The following is a 16,742-nucleotide window of genomic DNA, read 5'->3' as shown; positions in this document are numbered from 1 at the left end:
AACCAGCTAGTGCCGTATCCCCGGAACGCGGGACACCCGCTACTTCGCCGCCCGCGCTCCGATGGCCGCGCCCGGCACCGGCCGCAGGTTGCGCTCGGTGTCGGCCACGCAGGCCGCGGCCTTGTCCGAGGTCTGCAGGAACTGGCTCAGGCAGCGGGCGAACTGCTCGTGCCCGGCCGCGTTGGGGTGGAAGGACTCCTGCATCGCGTGCGCCGAGCGGGCCTCGTCGCTGAGGTCCTTCCAGCTGATCTTCAAGCGGGTGAACCACTCCCCGTCGCCGGTGCCGCTGGTCGAGCAGGCCTCCCGGCCCATGCCGGCCCTGGACAGGTCCAGGAACCGGGCGTCGGCCGCGGCCGCCGCGGTGCGCAGCCCGGCGGCCAGCTCGCCGACCGCCTTGTCCTGCACCCATTCCAGGTCGCCGCCGCGGAACGGGCAGCCGCCCAGGTTGCGCAGGCTGTGCACCACGGTGCGGCCCACCGGCGCGGCGTAGGACTGCACCACCAGCTGGTAGCTCGCGTCCGGATAGCCGTTCTCCCGCATGCCCGCGCGGATCGCCTTGAGCGCGGCGGCCACCTTGGGCACCATCTTGTCCACCCGCTCGCCCCAGCCGGTGGCCAGCGCGCCGGAGCAGCCGGTGACGTTGGACCGCAGCCAGGCCTCCGCGCAGTCCTTGACCACCGAGCTGAACCCCGGCTCGTCGTTCGCGCCGACCTGCACCACCACCGCGGCGATCCGGTACTGCCGGGCGATCTCCAGCAGCTTGGGCACCTGCGGGCCCTCGTTGTGCTGCGGCCGGTCGACCAAGTTGGCCGCGCGCGCCCCGGAGCAGGCCAGGTTGAACGTCTTCGCGATGTCCGGCACCGACAGCTTGTTGATCATCGCCTTGGTGGAGCGGTGGCACCAGTTGCCGTTCTCCCCGTTGGTGCCCGGTTCGTAGTCGCCCGCGCCTTCCCCGGACAGCGTGCTGTCGCCGAGGGCGACCACCGCCCTGGGCGCGTCCTCGGGGGGCGCGGGCAGTTTCGGGGCCGGGCCGTCGCTGATCAGCAGCAGCAGGCCGACCAGCGGGATCACCAGCAGCAGGATGACGAGAGGGGAACGCAGGCGACGCATCACGACCATTCTAAGGATTCGCCGGAGCGGGCGGATCCGGTTCACCGGATGTCACGAATACGTCTGTTTGTGTGCCTTGGCTGAACGACCCCGGGCCGGGACTCGTAGACACCGGCGACGGCACAAGGGGAAACAATGGAGCACACCGTTGGACGCGGCACTGGGCGTCGACGGGGCAGGACCGCCGCCGCGGGCGGTCTCGCCACCGACCTCAGCGCCGAGACCGGGCTGCGCGCGGCCTACGCCGCGCACGGCCCCGAGCTGTACCGCTTCGCGCTGCGCCAGCTCCGGGACGAGGGCACCGCCCAGGAGTCGGTGCAGGAGGTGTTCCTGCGGGCCTGGCGGGCCGCGGACCGGTTCGACCCGGACCTGACCGGGCTGCGGGTGTGGCTGTTCGCGATCGCCCGCACGGTGGTGCTGGACCAGGCGCGGCGGCTGGCCGGCCGCCCCGCCGCCCAGCCCGCCGGGCCGAGGATGCCGGCGCTGGCGACCGAGCCGGGACTGGCCGAGTCGATGCTGGACCGCTGGCTGGTGGAGGAGGCGCTGCGCCGCCTGTCCGGCCCGCACCGGGTGGTGCTGGTCGAGGCGTACCTGCGCGGACGGCCCAGCGCGGAGCTGGCCGCCGAGGTCGGCGTGCCGGTCGCGGTATTGCGCAGCCGGCTGTTCTATGCCCTGAAGGCACTGCACCTGACGATGGAGGAGATGGGCGTGGAACCGTGAACGGCGAGTCGCACCAGGTACTGCGCGCCCAGCTCGGCGCGTACGTGCTCGGCCGGCTGGATGAACCCGAATGCGTTGCCCTGCAAGCACATCTGGACTTCTGCGGGGACTGCCGGGCCGAGGTGGCCGAGCTGGTCCCGGTGGCCGAGGCGCTGGCCGAGGTCGACCCGGACCGGGTCAGCGACGAACCGGCCGTGCCGCCGGGACTGGGTGAGGCGGTGCTGGGCCGGATCCGGGCCGAACGGCGCACCGTGCGCCGCCGCTCGGCCCGGCTCAGCGTCGGGGTGGCCCTCGCGGTGCTGACCGGCACCGCCGTCGGCTACGTCGCCGCGGACCTGCTCCGGCTGCCGCCGGCCCCGCTGGAGACGGTCGCGGTGCAGCAGCTGGCGGCCAGGGTGGCGGCCAGCGCGAACCTGGTGCCGCACAGCTGGGGCACCGAGATCAAGCTGACCGCCCGCGGCTTCGAGCAGGGCGCGGGGTACCGGGTGGTGGTCACCGACCGCCGCGGCGGCGACCACCCGGCGGGGGAGTTCGTCGGCAACGGCTCCGGGGAGATCCGGTGCAACCTCAGCAGCGCCGTGCTGCGCACCGAGGCCACCGGCTTCCGGGTGCTGGACACCGAGGGCCACACGGTGCTGGCCGCCGCGTTCTGAACCGCGCTCAGGTGGCGTCGGCGACCCTGGCCGGCAGACCGGCCGCGGTGTAGATCGCGTCGATGACCGCCATGGTGGCCACCGAGTCGGCCGGGGGAGTGAGCACCGGGCCGCCGTCCCGGACAGCCGCGACGAAGGCGTCCAGCTGGTGGGCGTAGCTGCTGCGCTTGTCGAAGCGCTCGACCCGGCGGTGGCCGCCGGCGCGCACGGTCAGCCGGTGGCCGAACTGCGGCGCGACCGGGTTGAGGATGCGCAGCTCACCGCGGTCGCCGCGGACGCTGGCCGAGATTCGCAGCAGGTCGCGCGACCACATCGAGCAGCGGGTGCGCGCGGTGTGCCCGGCCGGGAAGCGCAGCTCGGCGCGCATGGCCCGGTCCACGTCCTCCCCGCGCAGCCTGGCCCGCGCGGAGAGCACCTCGGGCTCGCCCTCGGCGGCGGCCAGGCCCAGGGTGCGGGCCATGTGCACGGCGTAGCAGCCCGCGTCCATCTGCGCCCCGCCGGCCAGCTCAAAGCGGTAGCGGATGTCGGAGAACTTGGGCAGCGGGAAGCACAGCGCGGTCTCGATCCGCTCGACCGTGCCCAGCTCACCGGCGGCGATGATCTCCACCGCGCGCCGGAACAGCGGGTGGTAGCGGTAGTGGAAGGCCTCCATCACGACCAGGCCGCTGCCCAGCGCCGCGGCGGCCACCTGGCGGGCCTCGGCGGCGTTGGCGGTGAAGGGTTTCTCGCACAGCACATGCTTGCCCGCGGCGAGCGCGGCCAGGGTCCAGCGGCCGTGCAGGCTGTTGGGCAGCGGGAGGTAGACGGCGTCGAGGTCCGGATCGGCGAGCAGGCTCGCGTAGTCCGGGTGCACCCTGGCGATGTCGTGCTTGCGCGCGAACCGCCGCGCCCGTTCCACATCCCGCGCGGCGATCGCCACGACCTCCGCCGTCGGTGTCGCGCGCGCGGGCGTGAGCAGGGCGGCCGGGGCGATGCGGGCCGCGCCGAGCACGCCGATCCGCAGTGGGGGTTTGTCGGGCACGCCCCACTTCTACACCGATCGGCGGCAGCTGTGAACGCGCGCGGTGGCCGGGGCCGATCGAGGGCACACATCGTGACCGGGAGCGGCTCCGGCCGCTAGCCGGTCATCGCGGCCGTCGGCCGATCAGCTCAGCCGTCAGCCGATCAGCTCGGCTGGTCCGCGGGCAGCCGGAGGGTGAACACGGTGGCCACCCCCGGGGTGCTGGTCGCGGTCACGGTGCCGCCGTGCGCCTCGGCGAGCTGCCGGACGATGGCCAGGCCCAGCCCGCTGCCGCCGGTGCCCCGGTTGCGGGACTTCTCCGCCCGCCAGAACCGCTCGAAGACCAGCGGCAGGTCCGCCTCGGTGATGCCGGAACCGTTGTCCGCCACCGAGATCACCACCTCCGCGCGCTCGGTGCCCGCGGCCAGGACGACCTCGCCGCCCGCCGGGGTGTGCCGCAGCGCGTTGGCCACCAGGTTGCCGACCAGCTGGCGCAGCCGGACCGGGTCGGCGTGCAGCTCCGGGTCGCCGTCGATCTCGGTGCGCAGCGTGATGCCGGACTGCTCGGCCCTGGCCCGGTGCGCACCGGCCACCTGCTCCAGCAGGTCGGGCACCGACACCGGTTCCGGGTGCAGCCGGAACGCCCCGGCGTCGGCCGCGGCCAGGTCCTGCAGGTCGTCGATGATGTGTTGCAGCAGCAGCACTTCCTCCAGCTGGGAGGACAGCCAGGCGTCATCCGGCACGGCCACCCCGTCCTGGGCGGCCTCCAGCCCGCCGCGGATGGTGGTCAGCGGGGTGCGCAGCTCGTGCGCGATGTCGCTGACCATCGCCTTGCGCTGTTCCTCCAGGCGCTGCCGCCGGTCGGCCAGGTCGTTGAACGCCCGCGCCAGCACGCCGATCTCGTCCCTGGTGGTCACCGGCACCCGCCGCCGCCCGTCCGCCGAGGCGGCCTCGGTGAGCAGCCGCAGCGGTCGCACCAGCCGCCCGCCGACCAGCACGGTCACCCCGACGGTCAGCGCCAGCACCAGCAAACCCAGTCCCAGCAACCGGCTGGTGTCCACCCGCACCGGATCGGGCTGGGCGCGCGGATCGGCCTGGCTGGCCAGGAACAGCAGCGCGGCCGGGGAGACGTGTGGCCGCAGCTGTTCCCGGCGGGCGTCGTCCACACAGGACCGGATCACCGCCGCGTCCCCGCTGCCGCCGTACCAGGTGAAGTCCTCGGCCACCCGGATCCTGGGCTGCCCGTGCTCGCGCAGGCAGCCCGCGGCGAGCTTGTTCACCTCGTCGAGGGCCTGCTTCTCGGTGTCGCTGATCCAGCCCTGGTCGCAGAACTCCTCCAGCCCCGCCTTCACCAACGGACCGGGGGCCTTGACCTCGGCCCTGCCGTTGGGCAGCACCACCGTCTGCGGTGACATGCCCGCGCCGCGCAGGCAGTTGGCCATCCTCTCCGCCTTCAGCCGCGACTGCTCCCGCTCCTGCTCGCTGAGCCGGAACGGCCCGATGGCGCGCGCGTCGATCAGGCTCAGCGCGGCGCCCGGCGCCAGTGCCGGATCCAGCCGCAGCGGGTCCACCACCGCGGCGGTGCGCGCGGGCAGCGGCGTGCCCGGCGCGGCCGAGTCGGCCAGGATCCGCCGGTCCTGATCGGTGACCGCGATCCGCCGCCCGGTCCTGGCCGCCAGCTCCCGCACCAGCGGCCCGACCTCCGCCCAGCTCGGGTGGGTCGCGGCGTAGCCGGCCAGTCCGTCGTAGATGCTGGCGTCGTCGGCGAGCACCTGACCCTGCTCCTGCCGGATCGCCTCGCTGGTGGTGGTCGCGGTCAGCCACATGGTCAGCCCCACCGCGGCCACCGCGATCAGCACCGAGCTGGCCAGCAGCTTGACCACCAGGCTGCGGTGCGGCGAGACCCTACGGCGCATCACGGCCGCCGTCGGCGAGCTTGTACCCGACCCGGTACACCGTCAGCAGCCGGGCCGGCCGCCGCGGATCGGCCTCGATCTTCTTGCGCAGGTTCATCACGTGCACGTCGATGATCCGCTCGGTGATGAACTTGTCGTAGCCCCTGGTCCGCTCCAGCAGTTGCTGGCGGGTGAACACCCGCCCTGGCTGCTCGGCCAGCGCGGTCAGCAGCGCGAACTCCCCGGCCGTGCACTCCACCAGCCTGCCGTCCACGAACGCCTCGTGCCGCAACGGGTCCACTGTCAGCGAACCGGCCCGCAGCACGTGGTCATCCGCGGCGGACCTGGTGCGGCGCAACAGGGTGCGCACCCTGGCCATCAGCTCGCGCGGGCTGAACGGCTTGGTCATGTAGTCGTCCGCGCCCAGGTCCAGGCCGAGCAGCAGGTCGTCCTCGGTGGAGCGCGCGGTGAGCATCAGCACCGGCAGCTCGGACTCCCGGCGCAGCAGCCGGCACACGTCCAGCCCGTCCAGCTCGGGCATCATCACGTCCAGCACCACCAGGTCGGGGCCGCGGGTGCGGGCCACCTCCAGCGCGGCCCGCCCGTCGTGCACCACGGTCACCGTGTGGCCCTCCTGCTCCAGGTAGCGCCGCAGGATGTCGGCCTGTTTGACATCGTCCTCGGCGACCAGCACAAACGCGCACACCCCCGCGACGATAGGCGCACCGGGCTCGGTGCCGTGGCCGCGCCCGCCGGCCTGACAGGTTCTTCACAACTCACCCGATCACACCTGGTGAGCGCTTGCTGACTTCGGCAGCCTTGATCTCATGCGGGAGCCGGAGTTCGACGTGGTGGTGGTCGGCGCTGGGTTCGCCGGGATGTACGCGCTGCACCGGTTGCGCGGCGCGGGCTTCCGGGTCCGGGTGGTCGAGGCTGGTGAGGACGTCGGCGGCACCTGGTACTGGAACCGGTACCCGGGCGCGCGCTGCGACATCACCAGCGTCTTCTACTCCTACTCCTTCGACGCGGACCTGCAACGCGAGTGGCGCTGGTCGGAGCGCTTCGCCACCCAGGCGGAGATCCTGGCCTACGCCCAGCACGTGGCCGACCGCTTCGACCTGCGCCGGGACATCACCTTCGGCACCAGGGTCACCGGCGCCACCCGCGAGGGCGAGGACTGGCTGGTGCACACCGACACCGGCGCCGAACTGCGTGCCAGGCACCTGGTCGCCGCGGTGGGCAGCCTGTCCGCCAGGAGCGTGCCCGACCTGCCCGGCCTGGACACCTTCACCGGCCTGCTGCTGCACACCGGCGCCTGGCCCGCCGAACCGGTGGACGTCACCGGCCTGCGGGTCGGCGTGATCGGCACCGGCTCCTCCGGCATCCAGGCCATCCCGGTGCTCGCCGAGACCGCCGGACACCTGACCGTCTTCCAGCGCACCGCGAACTACTCGGTGCCCGCCCAGCACCGCCGGTTCACCGACCAGGAGTGGCAGCAAGTCCAGGCCACCTACCCCGAGCTCCGCGAGCAGTCCCTGGCCTCCTTCGCCGGGGTGCCGCTGGAGTCGGAGCCCTCCGCGCTGGCGGCCACCCCGGCCGAACGCGCGGAGCTCTACGAGCAGCGCTGGCGGGAAGGCGGTCTCGGCTTCTTCTTCACCTACCAGGACCTGATCCTCGACCCGGCCGCGAACGCCACCGCCGCGGAGTTCCTCCGGGCCAAGATCGCCGAGCTGGTGCACGACCCGGACACCGCCGCCGCCCTCACCCCCGACTCACACCCGGTGGGCGCCAAACGCCCCTGCGTCGACGACGGCTACTTCCAGACCTTCAACCGCCCCAACGTCTCCCTGGTCGACCTGCGCAAAAACCCCCTGGAACAGATCCTCCCCAGCGGCGTGCAGGCAGGCGGCCAGGACCACGACCTGGACGTGCTGGTCCTGGCCACCGGTTACGACGCCCTGACCGGCCCACTGCTCCGCCTGGACATCCGCGGCGAGCACGGCGTCCGCCTGGCCGACCGCTGGGCGGAAGGCCCCACCAGCTACCTCGGCCTGACCGTGGCCGGCTTCCCCAACTTCTACGTCCTCGCCGGCCCCGGCAGCCCCTCGGTGCTGGCCAACGTCATCCTGGCCGCCGAACAACACGTCGACTGGCTCACCGCCCTGCTCACCCACCTGCGCGAGCAGGGCCTGCACCGCGCCGAGGCCGACCCCGCCGCCGAACAGGAGTGGACCCGCCACGTGGCCGAAGCCGCCACGGCCACCCTGTACCCCCACGCCGACTCCTGGTACCTGGGCGCCAACGTGCCCGGCAAGCCCAGGGTCTTCATGCCGTACGCGGGCGGCTTCCACAACTACCGGGCCCTGTGCGAACAGATCGCCGCCGAGGGCTATCGCGGCCTGCGGCTGTCCTGAGCGACCGCGACCGCGATCGCGATCGCGCGCGGCAGGCGGGCTGATCGGCCGGGTCAGCCTGCGCACGGAGGGCGAAGGGCGGCGTCGCGTCCTTGGCGGCGGCTTCCGCTCGCCGGAGCCGACTGGCCGGGGTCCAGAAATGACCACGCCATCGGGCCGTCCGGAAGCGGGACGCGGTGTGCCGCTGGGGGTGCGGGCGTCGCCCGAGGCCGCAGGAGACGCAGCCACTTGGGTGCCGGGCAGCGCCCCGGCGGGAAGGCTGGCGCGCCTGACCTGGCTGCGGCTGGAGCGGCTGGCGTTGGCCGAGCGGGAGCGGGACGCGGTGCGGCGGCGGGGTGGGTGCGGCTGTCGTCAGGGCCGCTGGTGGTCGGTGCTCCTCGGGTGCTGGGCAGCGTCCCGACGGTGACGGCCGGGCGCAGCTCGGACCTGGTTGTGGCCGGGGTGGCCCGGGTCGGCCCCGCGGGTGTCGCCTGAACTCGCGGAAAAAGTTCCGGCGGGGGTGTCGATCCGTCCGGTCCCCGTTCGACGCAGGGGTGGGACAGACACCGGGAGGAACCCATGCGCACACTCATCGCCACCTTGACCAGCGTCGTGCTGGCCGCCACCGCCGTAGTCGCGGTCGGCGCGGCCCCGACCGTGGCCGCCGCGCCCGAGTCGGCGGCGGGCAAGGGGCACTACGTCGAGGTCAACGGGCTGCGGTCCTACTACGAGGTGCACGGGCACGGGCGGGGGACGCCGCTGGTGCTGGTGCACGGGGCCTTCTCCGCCACCGGGACCTCCTTCGGCGCGCTGCTGCCGCGGCTGGCCAGGGGGCGCAAGGTGATCTCGGTGGAGCTCCAGGGGCACGGGCACACCGCGGACATCGACCGGCCGCTGACGCTGCAAGGCATGGCCGATGACACCGCCGCCCTGCTGCGCGCGATCGGGGTGCCGAAGGCCGATGTCTTCGGCTACAGCATGGGGGCGGGGGTGGCGCTGTCGCTGGCGCTGCGCCATCCCGGCCAGGTGCGGAAACTGGTGCTGGCCTCGGTCGCCTACACGCTGGACGGGATGCACCCCGGCATGGTCGAGTCGATGGCCAACCTCAAGCCCGAACACCTGGTCGGCTCGCCCTACCACGAGGAGTACCTGCGGATCGCGCCGCGACCGCAGGACTTCCCCCGGCTGGTGGAGAAGGTCAAGAACTACCTGACCGCCTTCCCGGTGATCACCCCGGCGCAGCTGCGTGCGGTGACCGCACCGGTGCTGCTGATCGCCGGTGACTCCGACATCATCCGGCTGGCTCACACTGTGGAGTTGTTCTCGCTGTTCGGCGGGGGCGTCAACGGCGATGTCGCCGGGCTGCCGAAGTCGCGGCTGGCGGTCCTGCCCGGGACCAAGCACACGACCGTGACCGCGCAGCCCGCGCTGCTGTTCCCGTTGGTGCCGGACTTCCTGGATGCCGTCTGAGGCGAGGTGTGGGGGTCATGGCATCCAGGTTGGCGGGGATGCCGGGGGAGTACCAGAGACCTCTCCGTCCCTGGGACGGGGAGGTCCTGGTTATGCACGATCTTGCACGGTTGACTCGGTGTGCAGGACCTCGATGCCCTCGTGGGTCAGGCGGGCCACGGTCGGGTCGGTCGGCGGGGCGTCGGTGATGATGCCGGCGACCCTGGTCAGCGGGAGCACCGAGAAGCGGGAGGCCGCGCCGATCTTCTCCGAGCTGGCCAGCACGTAGGTGTCCGCGGCCCGCCCGGCCAGGGTGCGCTTCATCGCGGCCTCGTCGGCGTCGCCGGTGGTCAGCCCGGCCTCGGCGTGCACACCGGTGACACCCAGCAGGAACACATCCGCGCGCACGCCCTCGGCGGCCTCGGCGGTGGCCGCGCCGCAGGTGACCAGGGAGTGCTTGAACAGGCGGCCGCCGAGCAGGAACACCTCCACCCCCGGGTGGTCGACGAAGGCCACCGCCACCGTCGGGCTGTGCGTGACCACGGTGGCGGTCAGGTCCCGCGGCAGTCGCCTGGCCACCTCCAGCGCGGTGGTGCCGCCGTCCAGGATCACCGTGCTGTGTGGCCGGACCAGAGCCGCGGCCCTGGCCGCCACCAGCTGTTTCGCCGAGACCCGCAGGTTCTCCCTGGTGGCGTAGTCGCCGATGGCCGGGCTGACCGGCAGCGCGCCGCCGTAGACCCGCTGGCACAGCCCGTCCGCGGCCAGTTCGCGCAGGTCCCGGCGGATGGTGTCCTCGGAGGTGCCCAGCTCGGCCGCCACGTCCTTGGCCACGATCCGCCCGGTCTCGCGCAGGCGGGCCAGCAGCAGCTCGCGGCGTTGCGCACTGAGCATCCGTATTTCTCCTTGTTTTTGCCGACTTATGCACGTTAGCGTGCCGGGCATGCACACACCACTGTTGATTCTGATCGCCGGTCCCTACCGTTCCGGCACCGGTGACGACCCGGAGCTGCTGGCCGCCAACCTGCGCAGGCTGGAGGAAGCGGCCTGGCCGATCTTCCGCAGCGGGCACCTGCCGATGATCGGCGAGTGGGTCGCGCTGCCCGTGCTGCGCGGCGCGGGCGGCACCAGTCCGGCCGATCCGGTGGCCGAGGGGATCATGTACCCCACCGCCGAGCGCCTGCTCGCGCACTGCGACGCGGTGCTGCGCCTGCCCGGCGAATCCCAGGGCGCTGACCAGGACGTGGCCATCGCGCGGCAGCGGGGCATCCCGGTCTACCACCGGATCGAGGAGATCCCGGGCTACGCCGCCTGACCCGCCCCCGGCCGCGGCAGCAGCGCCTCGGCCAGCAGCCGCCACTGGGGCAGCGCCGACTCGCCCGGCCGGATGCCGAGCACCTGCACGCCGACGTGGTCCGCGCCGGCGTCCAGGTGCTCGTGCAGCCTGCCGGTGATGGTGTCGAGATCACCCCAGACCACCAGGTCGTCGACCAGCCGGTCGCTGCCGCGGCCGCCGTCGAGGTCGGCCTCGGTGTAGCCCAGCCGCCGGAACTTGGCCACGTTGAACGGCGAGGTGAGGTAGACGTGCAGGTGCTCGCGGGCGATCTCCCTGGCCCGCGCCGGATCGGTCTCGAACAGCACCGCCTGCTCCACCCCGAGGAACGGCGTCGCGCCCAGCACCTCCCGCGCCTGCGCGGTGTGCCGCACCGGCACGTGGTAGGTGTGCGCGCCCGCTGACAAGTCGCGGGCCAGCGCCAGCATCTTCGGCCCGTAGGCGGCCAGCACCCGGCGCATCGGCCTGGCAGGCAGGGGGTTGGCGCTGGTCACCGCGTCCATCTCGGCCAGGTACTCGCGCATCGCGCGCAGCGGCGGCACCTCGGTCGGGGCGCCGCTGACGCCCAGGCCGAGCAGGTGCCGGTCCGGGTAGGCATCAGCCAGCAGCAGGGCCGCGCCGCGGGTCCAGCGGGCCTCCCGGGAGAAGATCCGCGCGATGCCGTTGACCACCGCGATCCGCTCGGTGGCGGCCAGCAGGAACCCGGCGTGGGTGAGCGCCTCGCGCCCGTCCCGCTCCGGGATCCAGAATGCGGGCCAGCCGAGCTCCTCCAGCTCCTGGATGGCCTCGCGCATCCGGCTCGCGGGCTGGTCCTCGAAGTCGAACGTCCAGACCCCGAAGCGCCCCAGGTCCATGCCCTCGATCGTGCTCACGTTGCTCTCCCTCGACTCAGTTGAATCGAAGTATCGCAGATTGTCGATTTGAGGCAAGGGTCAGAGCGAGTGGCCCAGCTCCTCGACCAGCTGGGCGATGCGGTCCTCGTCGCGCCGGTAGTGCGTCCACTTCCCGACCCGGGTGGAGCGCACCAGCCCGGCCCGTTCCAGCGTGGTCAGGTAGGCCGACACCGTCGACTGGGCCAGCCCCGCCTTGGCCTGGATGTGGCTCACGCACACCCCGACCTCGTTGATCTCCGCGAAGTGCCGGGCGGGCTCGCGCAGCCAGCGCAGCAGCTGTAGGCGCACCGGGTTGGCCAGGGCCTTGAACACCTCGAGCAGCTCGGCTTCGGTCATCTCAGTCCTCATCGGCCGGCTCCCAGGTCAGCAGCCGGACCCGGCTGACCGTGCGCACGTGCCGCCGCATCGCCGAGACCGCCCTCGGCCCGTCCCCAGCCCTGATCGCCGCCGCGATCCGCCGGTGCTGCTCCAGCGAGCGCCGCGGTCTGCCCTGCTGGCGCAGCGACTCCGCCCGGCTCTCGGTGATCTGCTCGGCGATCATGCCCATGAACTCCGCCAGCAGCGAGCTGCGGGCCGCGGCGGTGACCGCGGCGTGGAAGCGGCGGTCACCCTCCATGCCGATGCCGCCCGCCTCGATCTCGGCTGACATGTGCCGCAGCGCCGCCTCGATGGCCTCCAGGTCGGCCGCGGTGCGGCGCTCGGCGGCCAGTTCGGCGAGCTTGGTCTCCATCGCCTCGCGGGCCTCCAGCACGTCCGGCAGCCTGCGGCGGCGCTCGACCAGCGCGGCCACCGGCTCGGTGTCCAGGGTGTCCCGGAGCAGGTAGCTGCCGCCGCCGTGGCGGACCTCGACCAGGCCCTGGACCTCCAGCACCACGATCGCCTGCTTGACCGAGGCGCGGCTGACCCCGAGCCGTTCGGCCAGCTCCCGTTCGGGTGGCAGCCGGTCGCCGGTGCGCAGGCCCGAGCTGCTCACGTAGTCCCGCAGACTCGCCACGACCTGCTCGTAGAGGCGGGGTCGGTTGATCGGGCGCAGGGTGTCGGACACCGGCTTTCCCCCTAGGACGGCACGCTCCCGGCCACGTTAGCAGTTGACCCGGTCAGTGGCCTGGTGGTTCAGTGGCTGAGCCAATTCGAGGGGGTCGCCTTGTCCGCTCAGATCGTCTCCATCCTCGCGCTGGCCGCCATCTTCGTGGTGGCCTCGGTGTGGTCGGTCAACATGGGACTGCTGGCCTTCGCGGCCGCGTTCCTGGTCGGCGCCTTCGCCGGTGGGCTCTCCACCGAGGAGATCATGTCCGGCTTCCCCGGCGGGATCTTCGTGGTGCTGGTCGGCGTCACCTACCTGTTCGCCATCGCCCGCGCCAACGGCACCACCGACTGGCTGGTCGCGGCCGCGGTGCGACTGGCTGGCGGGCGGCTGGCGGTGATCCCGTGGGTGATGTTCACCGTCGCCGCGCTGCTCACCGCGATCGGCGCGGTCAGCCCGGCCGCGGTGGCCATCGTCGCGCCGATCGCGCTCGGCTTCGCGGCCAAGTACAAGATCAACCCGCTGCTGATCGGGATCATGGTCGTGCACGGCGCGCAGGCAGGCGGTTTCTCCCCGATCAGCGTCTACGGCGCGATCGTCAACGGCCTGGTGGACAAGAACGGCCTGCCCGGCAGCCCGGTCACGGTGTTCCTGGCCAGCCTGATCGCCAACCTGGTCATCGCCGTGGCGGCCTTCGTGCTGCTCGGCGGCCTGCGCCTGCCCCGCACCCCGGTCGCCGAGGCCGGGGCGGGCGAGCGGGTGCGGCTGGACCGGGACCGGGTCCTCACCCTGGCCGGACTGCTCGTGCTGGTCGTGCTGACCTTGGCGTTCAACCTGGACGTCGGCCTGGTCGCGATCACCATCGCGGTGCTGCTCGGCCTGCTCTCCCCGAGCACGCACAAGGCCGCGGTCGGGCAGATCACCTGGCCCACCGTGCTGCTGATCTGCGGCGTGCTCACCTTCGTCGGCGTGCTGCAGAAGCTCGGCACCATCACCTACATCGCCGAGGCGGTCAAGGACGTCGGCGCGCCGCTGCTGGCCGCGCTGCTGCTCTGCTACATCGGCGCGGTGGTCTCCGCCTTCGCCTCCTCGGTCGGCCTGCTCGGCGCGACCATCCCGCTCGCGGTGCCCTTCCTGGCCGAGGGCACGGTCGGCCCGGTCGGCATGATCGCCGCGCTGGCCGTCTCGGCGACCGTGGTCGACGTCAGCCCGTTCTCGACCAACGGCGCGATCGTGCTGGCCAACGCGGCCGAGGCCGACCGGGACCGGCTCTTCCGCAGGCTGATGGCCTATGGCGGCATCATCGTGGTGGCGGCCCCGCCGCTGCTCTGGCTCACCCTGGTCGTGCCCACGCTCCACTGATCGAAAGAGGTGCCCGTGTCCTCACCGCTGCTGCCCGCCCTGACCGAGCCGAGTGACCGGGAGGCGCTGCGGTTCGGCGACCTGGCGCTGAGCTACGCCGAACTCGCCGCCGCCGCGGGCGCGCTGGCCGGTCAGGCCGCCTCAGTGCAGCGGGTCGCGGTGTGGGCCACCAACTCGATGTCGACCTGCCTGGCCGTGGTCGGCGCGCTGCTCGCCGGGGTGCCGGTGATCCCGATCAACCCCAAGGCCGGTGCGCGGGAGCTCGGGCACATCCTCGGCGACAGCAGGCCCGGCCTGGTCTTCACCGCCCCCGGCGAGACCCTGCCGCCCGCGCTGGCCGCCCTGCCCAGGATCGAGGTGGACCCGGTCGCGCTGGCGAAAACGCCCCGGGTGCAGCTCCCGGCCGAGCCGGGGCCGGAGGCGCCCGCGCTGATCGTCTACACCTCCGGCACCACCGGCCCGCCCAAGGGCGTGGTGCTGCCCAGGCGCGCACTGGCCAGCAACCTGGACGCCCTGGCCGAGGCCTGGGACTGGACCTCGGCCGACGTGCTGGTGCACGGCCTGCCGCTGTTCCACGTGCACGGTTTGATCCTAGGCATCCTCGGCCCGCTGCGGCTGGGCGGGTCGGTGCGCCACCTGGGCCGGTTCAGCACCGAGGCGGCCGCCCGCGAGCTGGCCGGGGCGGGCACCATGATGTTCGGCGTGCCGACCATGTACCACCGGCTGGCCGCCGACGTGGAGGCCGACCCGGCGCTGGCCGCGGCGATCGGCCGTGCCCGGCTGCTGGTCTCCGGCTCGGCCGCGCTGCCGGTCAGCGACCACCAGCGGATCACCGCGGCCACCGGCATCAAAGTCCTCGAGCGTTACGGCATGACAGAAACGCTGATGAACTGCGCGGTCAGGGCCGACGGCGAGCGCAGGCCCGGTACGGTCGGCGCACCGGTGGACGGGGTCGAGGTGCGGCTGGTTGACGAGCAGGGCACGGTGGTCACCAGCAGCGATGACGAGACCGTCGGCGAGGTCGAGGTGCGCGGCCCGAACCTGTTCCTGGAGTACCTCAACCGGCCCGACGCCACCGCCGCGGCCTTCCGGGACGGCTGGTTCCGCACCGGTGACGTGGCCACCCGCGCCGCCGACGGCTACCTCCGGCTGGTCGGGCGCAAGGCCACCGACCTGATCAAGAGCGGTGGTTACAAGATCGGCGCGGGCGAGATCGAGAACGTGCTGCTGGAGCACCCGGACGTGGCCGAGGTGGCGATCACCGGCGAGCCCGACCCCGATCTTGGCGAGCGCATCGTGGCCTGGATCGTGCCGGCTCCCGGCCGCACACCCGAGCCGGAAGAATTGGTTAACCTCGTGGCTACCCAGCTCGCTCCGCACAAGCGCCCGCGCCGCGTACAGTTCCTGGACCGCCTGCCGCGCAACGAGATGGGAAAGATCATGAAGAGGTCGCTTGCCGGTGACTGATGGGGGCGCCCGGACCGCGATCGCCGCGGTCACCAGTGAGTTCGCCGAGTTCTCCTTCGCCGACACCGGCCCGGAGGCCGACTACGGCGATGGCCCGCTCTCCTGGAGCGGTTACAAGGAGCAGCGGGCTCGGGCGCGCACCCGGTCCGGCGAGTCCGAGTCGGTGGTCTGCGGGCAGGGCCAGATCGGCACCCAGCCGGTGGTGCTGGTGGCCTTCGACTTCCGCTACATCGGCGGCTCGCTCGGCCAGCGCGCGGGCACCCGGATCTGCCGCGCGTTCGAGATCGCCCGGCGGCTGCGCTGGCCGGTGGTCTCGCTGATCTCCACCGGCGGCAGCCGGATGCAGGAGGGCATGCGCTCGCTGGCCCAGCTGCAGCGGATCGCCCGGCAGTGCCAGCTCACCCGGTGGGAGGGCCTGGCGCACATCGCGGTGCTGCGCGAGCCCACCACCGGCGGGGTGTGGGCCTCCCTCGGCGCGGGCGCGGACGTGGTGCTCGCGCTGCGCGGGGCCACCGTCGCCTTCGGCGGGCGCCGGGTGCGGCCGCCGGAGACCGGGGACGGGCCGGAGTTCCACAGCGAGGGCCAGTTCGCCGCGGGCGCGGTGGACGCGGTGCTGACGCCCGCCGAGCTGCCCGAGGTGCTGCGGCAGGTGGTCGAGCTGCTCGCCCCGATCGGCGCCGCCCCGGTGCAGCCGGCCACCGTGCCGCGCGCGCTGGGCCGCGACGACTGGCCTGCCGACGGCTGGTCCGCGGTGCGCAGGGCGCGCGCGCCGGAACGCCCGCGCGCGCAGGCCTACCTGGAGGACTACTTCGACCGGCGCTTCGAGATCAGCGGTGACCGGGCCGGTGGCGTGGACCCCGGCATGCGCTGCGGGTTCGGCCGCCGCGACGGCGCCACCGTGGCCTACGTGGCCCAGACCGGCACCGCCAACACCCCGGCCGGGTTCCGCACCGCGGCCCGGCTGATCCGGCTGGCCGACCAGCTCCGGCTGCCCATCCTCACCCTGGTCGACACCCCCGGCGCGGCCAACGACAGCGCCGCCGAGCAGGCCGGGGTGGGCAGCTCGCTGGCCGAGCTGTTCGGCGCGGTGGCCGCGGCGGACGTGCCGATCACCACCCTGGTCATCGGCGAGGGCGGCTCCGGCGGCGCGCTCGCGCTGTCCTCGGCCGACCGGCTGTGGATCACCCCGGACGCCTACTTCTCGGTGATCGCCCCCGAGCTGGGCGCGGCGATCCTCAAGCGGGAGGCCGCCGAGGTCGAGCACACCGCCAACCAGCTCCGGCTGCGCCCGCAGGACCTGCTGGAGCTGGGCCTGGTGCACGGCATCGCGGGCGAGGAGCCGATCGACTGAGCCGGTGGCCACCCGGCCAGGTGGCGATGGCCGGTCGGCACTGGCCGCGGCCGCGCCGGGCACGATGTACTGCGCCGAACGTAGGACAGAGGCGG

The 16,742-nt window shown here is 73.2% G+C and carries 16 protein-coding genes; 8 read left to right on the top strand and 8 right to left on the bottom strand.

The window, feature by feature from the left end:
* Window positions 1–39 precede the first annotated feature (39 nt).
* Complete coding sequence (locus M8C13_RS33465) at window positions 40–1,110, bottom strand: GDSL-type esterase/lipase family protein (protein ID WP_252484776.1); 1,071 nt, start codon at window positions 1,108–1,110, stop codon at window positions 40–42.
* 135 nt (window positions 1,111–1,245) lie between these two features.
* Between M8C13_RS33465 and M8C13_RS33460 the strand changes: the two genes are divergently transcribed.
* Complete coding sequence (locus tag M8C13_RS33460; protein WP_252484775.1) at window positions 1,246–1,830, top strand: sigma-70 family RNA polymerase sigma factor; 585 nt, start codon at window positions 1,246–1,248, stop codon at window positions 1,828–1,830.
* Window positions 1,827–2,483: an anti-sigma factor gene (locus M8C13_RS33455; protein ID WP_252484774.1), complete on the top strand. Its 657-nt coding sequence runs from the start codon at window positions 1,827–1,829 to the stop codon at window positions 2,481–2,483. Before M8C13_RS33460 ends, M8C13_RS33455 begins: the two co-directional genes overlap by 4 nt.
* Window positions 2,484–2,490: 7 nt before the next feature.
* Here M8C13_RS33455 and M8C13_RS33450 read toward each other — a convergent pair whose 3' ends face one another.
* The 3 genes from M8C13_RS33450 to M8C13_RS33440 all read right to left on the bottom strand — a co-directional run bounded on the left by M8C13_RS33450 (window position 2,491) and on the right by M8C13_RS33440 (window position 6,084).
* Window positions 2,491–3,504 carry a Gfo/Idh/MocA family protein gene (locus M8C13_RS33450; protein ID WP_252484773.1) on the bottom strand — a complete coding sequence of 338 codons (1,014 nt, stop codon included), beginning with the start codon at window positions 3,502–3,504 and terminating at the stop codon, window positions 2,491–2,493.
* 143 nt (window positions 3,505–3,647) lie between these two features.
* A complete protein-coding gene (locus M8C13_RS33445; RefSeq protein ID WP_252484772.1) occupies window positions 3,648–5,399 on the bottom strand; it encodes a cell wall metabolism sensor histidine kinase WalK in 1,752 nt (583 codons plus the stop codon).
* The gene (locus M8C13_RS33440) at window positions 5,389–6,084 is read right to left on the bottom strand and encodes a response regulator transcription factor (protein ID WP_252484771.1); all 696 of its coding nucleotides are present in this window, start codon (window positions 6,082–6,084) and stop codon (window positions 5,389–5,391) included. Before M8C13_RS33440 ends, M8C13_RS33445 begins: the two co-directional genes overlap by 11 nt.
* Before the next feature lie 121 nt (window positions 6,085–6,205).
* Here M8C13_RS33440 and M8C13_RS33435 point away from each other — a divergent pair, with 121 nt between their 5' ends.
* Window positions 6,206–7,792: an NAD(P)/FAD-dependent oxidoreductase gene (locus tag M8C13_RS33435; RefSeq protein WP_252484770.1), complete on the top strand. Its 1,587-nt coding sequence runs from the start codon at window positions 6,206–6,208 to the stop codon at window positions 7,790–7,792.
* Between the two features lie 558 nt (window positions 7,793–8,350).
* Window positions 8,351–9,241, top strand: a complete 891-nt coding sequence (locus tag M8C13_RS33430; RefSeq protein WP_252484769.1) for an alpha/beta fold hydrolase — start codon at window positions 8,351–8,353, stop codon at window positions 9,239–9,241.
* A 90-nt stretch (window positions 9,242–9,331) separates the two neighbouring features.
* Here M8C13_RS33430 and M8C13_RS33425 read toward each other — a convergent pair whose 3' ends face one another.
* The gene (locus M8C13_RS33425; protein WP_252484768.1) at window positions 9,332–10,111 is read right to left on the bottom strand and encodes a DeoR/GlpR family DNA-binding transcription regulator; all 780 of its coding nucleotides are present in this window, start codon (window positions 10,109–10,111) and stop codon (window positions 9,332–9,334) included.
* A 49-nt stretch (window positions 10,112–10,160) separates the two neighbouring features.
* Between M8C13_RS33425 and M8C13_RS33420 the strand changes: the two genes are divergently transcribed.
* Window positions 10,161–10,532, top strand: a complete 372-nt coding sequence (locus M8C13_RS33420; protein WP_252484767.1) for a DUF4406 domain-containing protein — start codon at window positions 10,161–10,163, stop codon at window positions 10,530–10,532.
* On the opposite strand, the gene M8C13_RS33415 is transcribed toward M8C13_RS33420, so the two are convergent.
* The 3 genes from M8C13_RS33415 to M8C13_RS33405 all read right to left on the bottom strand — a co-directional run bounded on the left by M8C13_RS33415 (window position 10,520) and on the right by M8C13_RS33405 (window position 12,488).
* A complete protein-coding gene (locus M8C13_RS33415) occupies window positions 10,520–11,404 on the bottom strand; it encodes a TIGR03620 family F420-dependent LLM class oxidoreductase (RefSeq protein WP_252484841.1) in 885 nt (294 codons plus the stop codon). The genes M8C13_RS33420 and M8C13_RS33415 overlap by 13 nt on opposite strands.
* 78 nt (window positions 11,405–11,482) lie before the next feature.
* Complete coding sequence (locus M8C13_RS33410) at window positions 11,483–11,791, bottom strand: helix-turn-helix transcriptional regulator (RefSeq protein WP_252484766.1); 309 nt, start codon at window positions 11,789–11,791, stop codon at window positions 11,483–11,485.
* On the bottom strand, window positions 11,781–12,488 hold the full coding sequence (locus M8C13_RS33405) for a FadR/GntR family transcriptional regulator (RefSeq protein WP_252484765.1): 708 nt from the start codon (window positions 12,486–12,488) through the stop codon (window positions 11,781–11,783). The genes M8C13_RS33410 and M8C13_RS33405 overlap by 11 nt, the downstream gene beginning before the upstream one ends.
* A 99-nt stretch (window positions 12,489–12,587) precedes the next feature.
* Between M8C13_RS33405 and M8C13_RS33400 the strand changes: the two genes are divergently transcribed.
* From M8C13_RS33400 to M8C13_RS33390, 3 genes are read left to right on the top strand one after another with little or no spacing between them, the layout of a single operon-like run.
* Entirely contained in the window at window positions 12,588–13,829 is a 1,242-nt protein-coding gene (locus M8C13_RS33400; RefSeq protein ID WP_252484764.1) for an SLC13 family permease, read from the top strand.
* Window positions 13,830–13,844: 15 nt separating this feature from the next.
* A complete protein-coding gene (locus tag M8C13_RS33395; protein ID WP_252484763.1) occupies window positions 13,845–15,296 on the top strand; it encodes an acyl-CoA synthetase in 1,452 nt (483 codons plus the stop codon).
* Window positions 15,289–16,647 (top strand): carboxyl transferase domain-containing protein, encoded by a 1,359-nt coding sequence (locus M8C13_RS33390; RefSeq protein WP_252484762.1) that lies wholly within the window; start codon window positions 15,289–15,291, stop codon window positions 16,645–16,647. Before M8C13_RS33395 ends, M8C13_RS33390 begins: the two co-directional genes overlap by 8 nt.
* Window positions 16,648–16,742: the final 95 nt, after the last annotated feature.

The sequence above is a fragment of the Crossiella sp. SN42 genome, assembly GCF_023897065.1.
Taxonomy (GTDB): Bacteria; Actinomycetota; Actinomycetes; order Mycobacteriales; family Pseudonocardiaceae; genus Crossiella.
This window is presented reverse-complemented; position numbering and strand designations above follow the sequence as displayed.

What these genes read in the sequence shown, in the direction of transcription:
- M8C13_RS33460 (WP_252484775.1), top strand. Translation starts at nt 1,246, where the DNA reads ATGGAGCACACCGTTGGACGCGGCACTGGGCGTCGACGGGGCAGGACC.
- M8C13_RS33465 (WP_252484776.1), bottom strand. Translation starts at nt 1,110, where the DNA reads ATGCGTCGCCTGCGTTCCCCTCTCGTCATCCTGCTGCTGGTGATCCCG.
- M8C13_RS33420 (WP_252484767.1), top strand. Translation starts at nt 10,161, where the DNA reads ATGCACACACCACTGTTGATTCTGATCGCCGGTCCCTACCGTTCCGGC.
- M8C13_RS33425 (WP_252484768.1), bottom strand. Translation starts at nt 10,111, where the DNA reads ATGCTCAGTGCGCAACGCCGCGAGCTGCTGCTGGCCCGCCTGCGCGAG.
- M8C13_RS33415 (WP_252484841.1), bottom strand. Translation starts at nt 11,404, where the DNA reads ATGGACCTGGGGCGCTTCGGGGTCTGGACGTTCGACTTCGAGGACCAG.
- M8C13_RS33435 (WP_252484770.1), top strand. Translation starts at nt 6,206, where the DNA reads ATGCGGGAGCCGGAGTTCGACGTGGTGGTGGTCGGCGCTGGGTTCGCC.
- M8C13_RS33410 (WP_252484766.1), bottom strand. Translation starts at nt 11,791, where the DNA reads ATGAGGACTGAGATGACCGAAGCCGAGCTGCTCGAGGTGTTCAAGGCC.
- M8C13_RS33430 (WP_252484769.1), top strand. Translation starts at nt 8,351, where the DNA reads ATGCGCACACTCATCGCCACCTTGACCAGCGTCGTGCTGGCCGCCACC.
- M8C13_RS33445 (WP_252484772.1), bottom strand. Translation starts at nt 5,399, where the DNA reads ATGCGCCGTAGGGTCTCGCCGCACCGCAGCCTGGTGGTCAAGCTGCTG.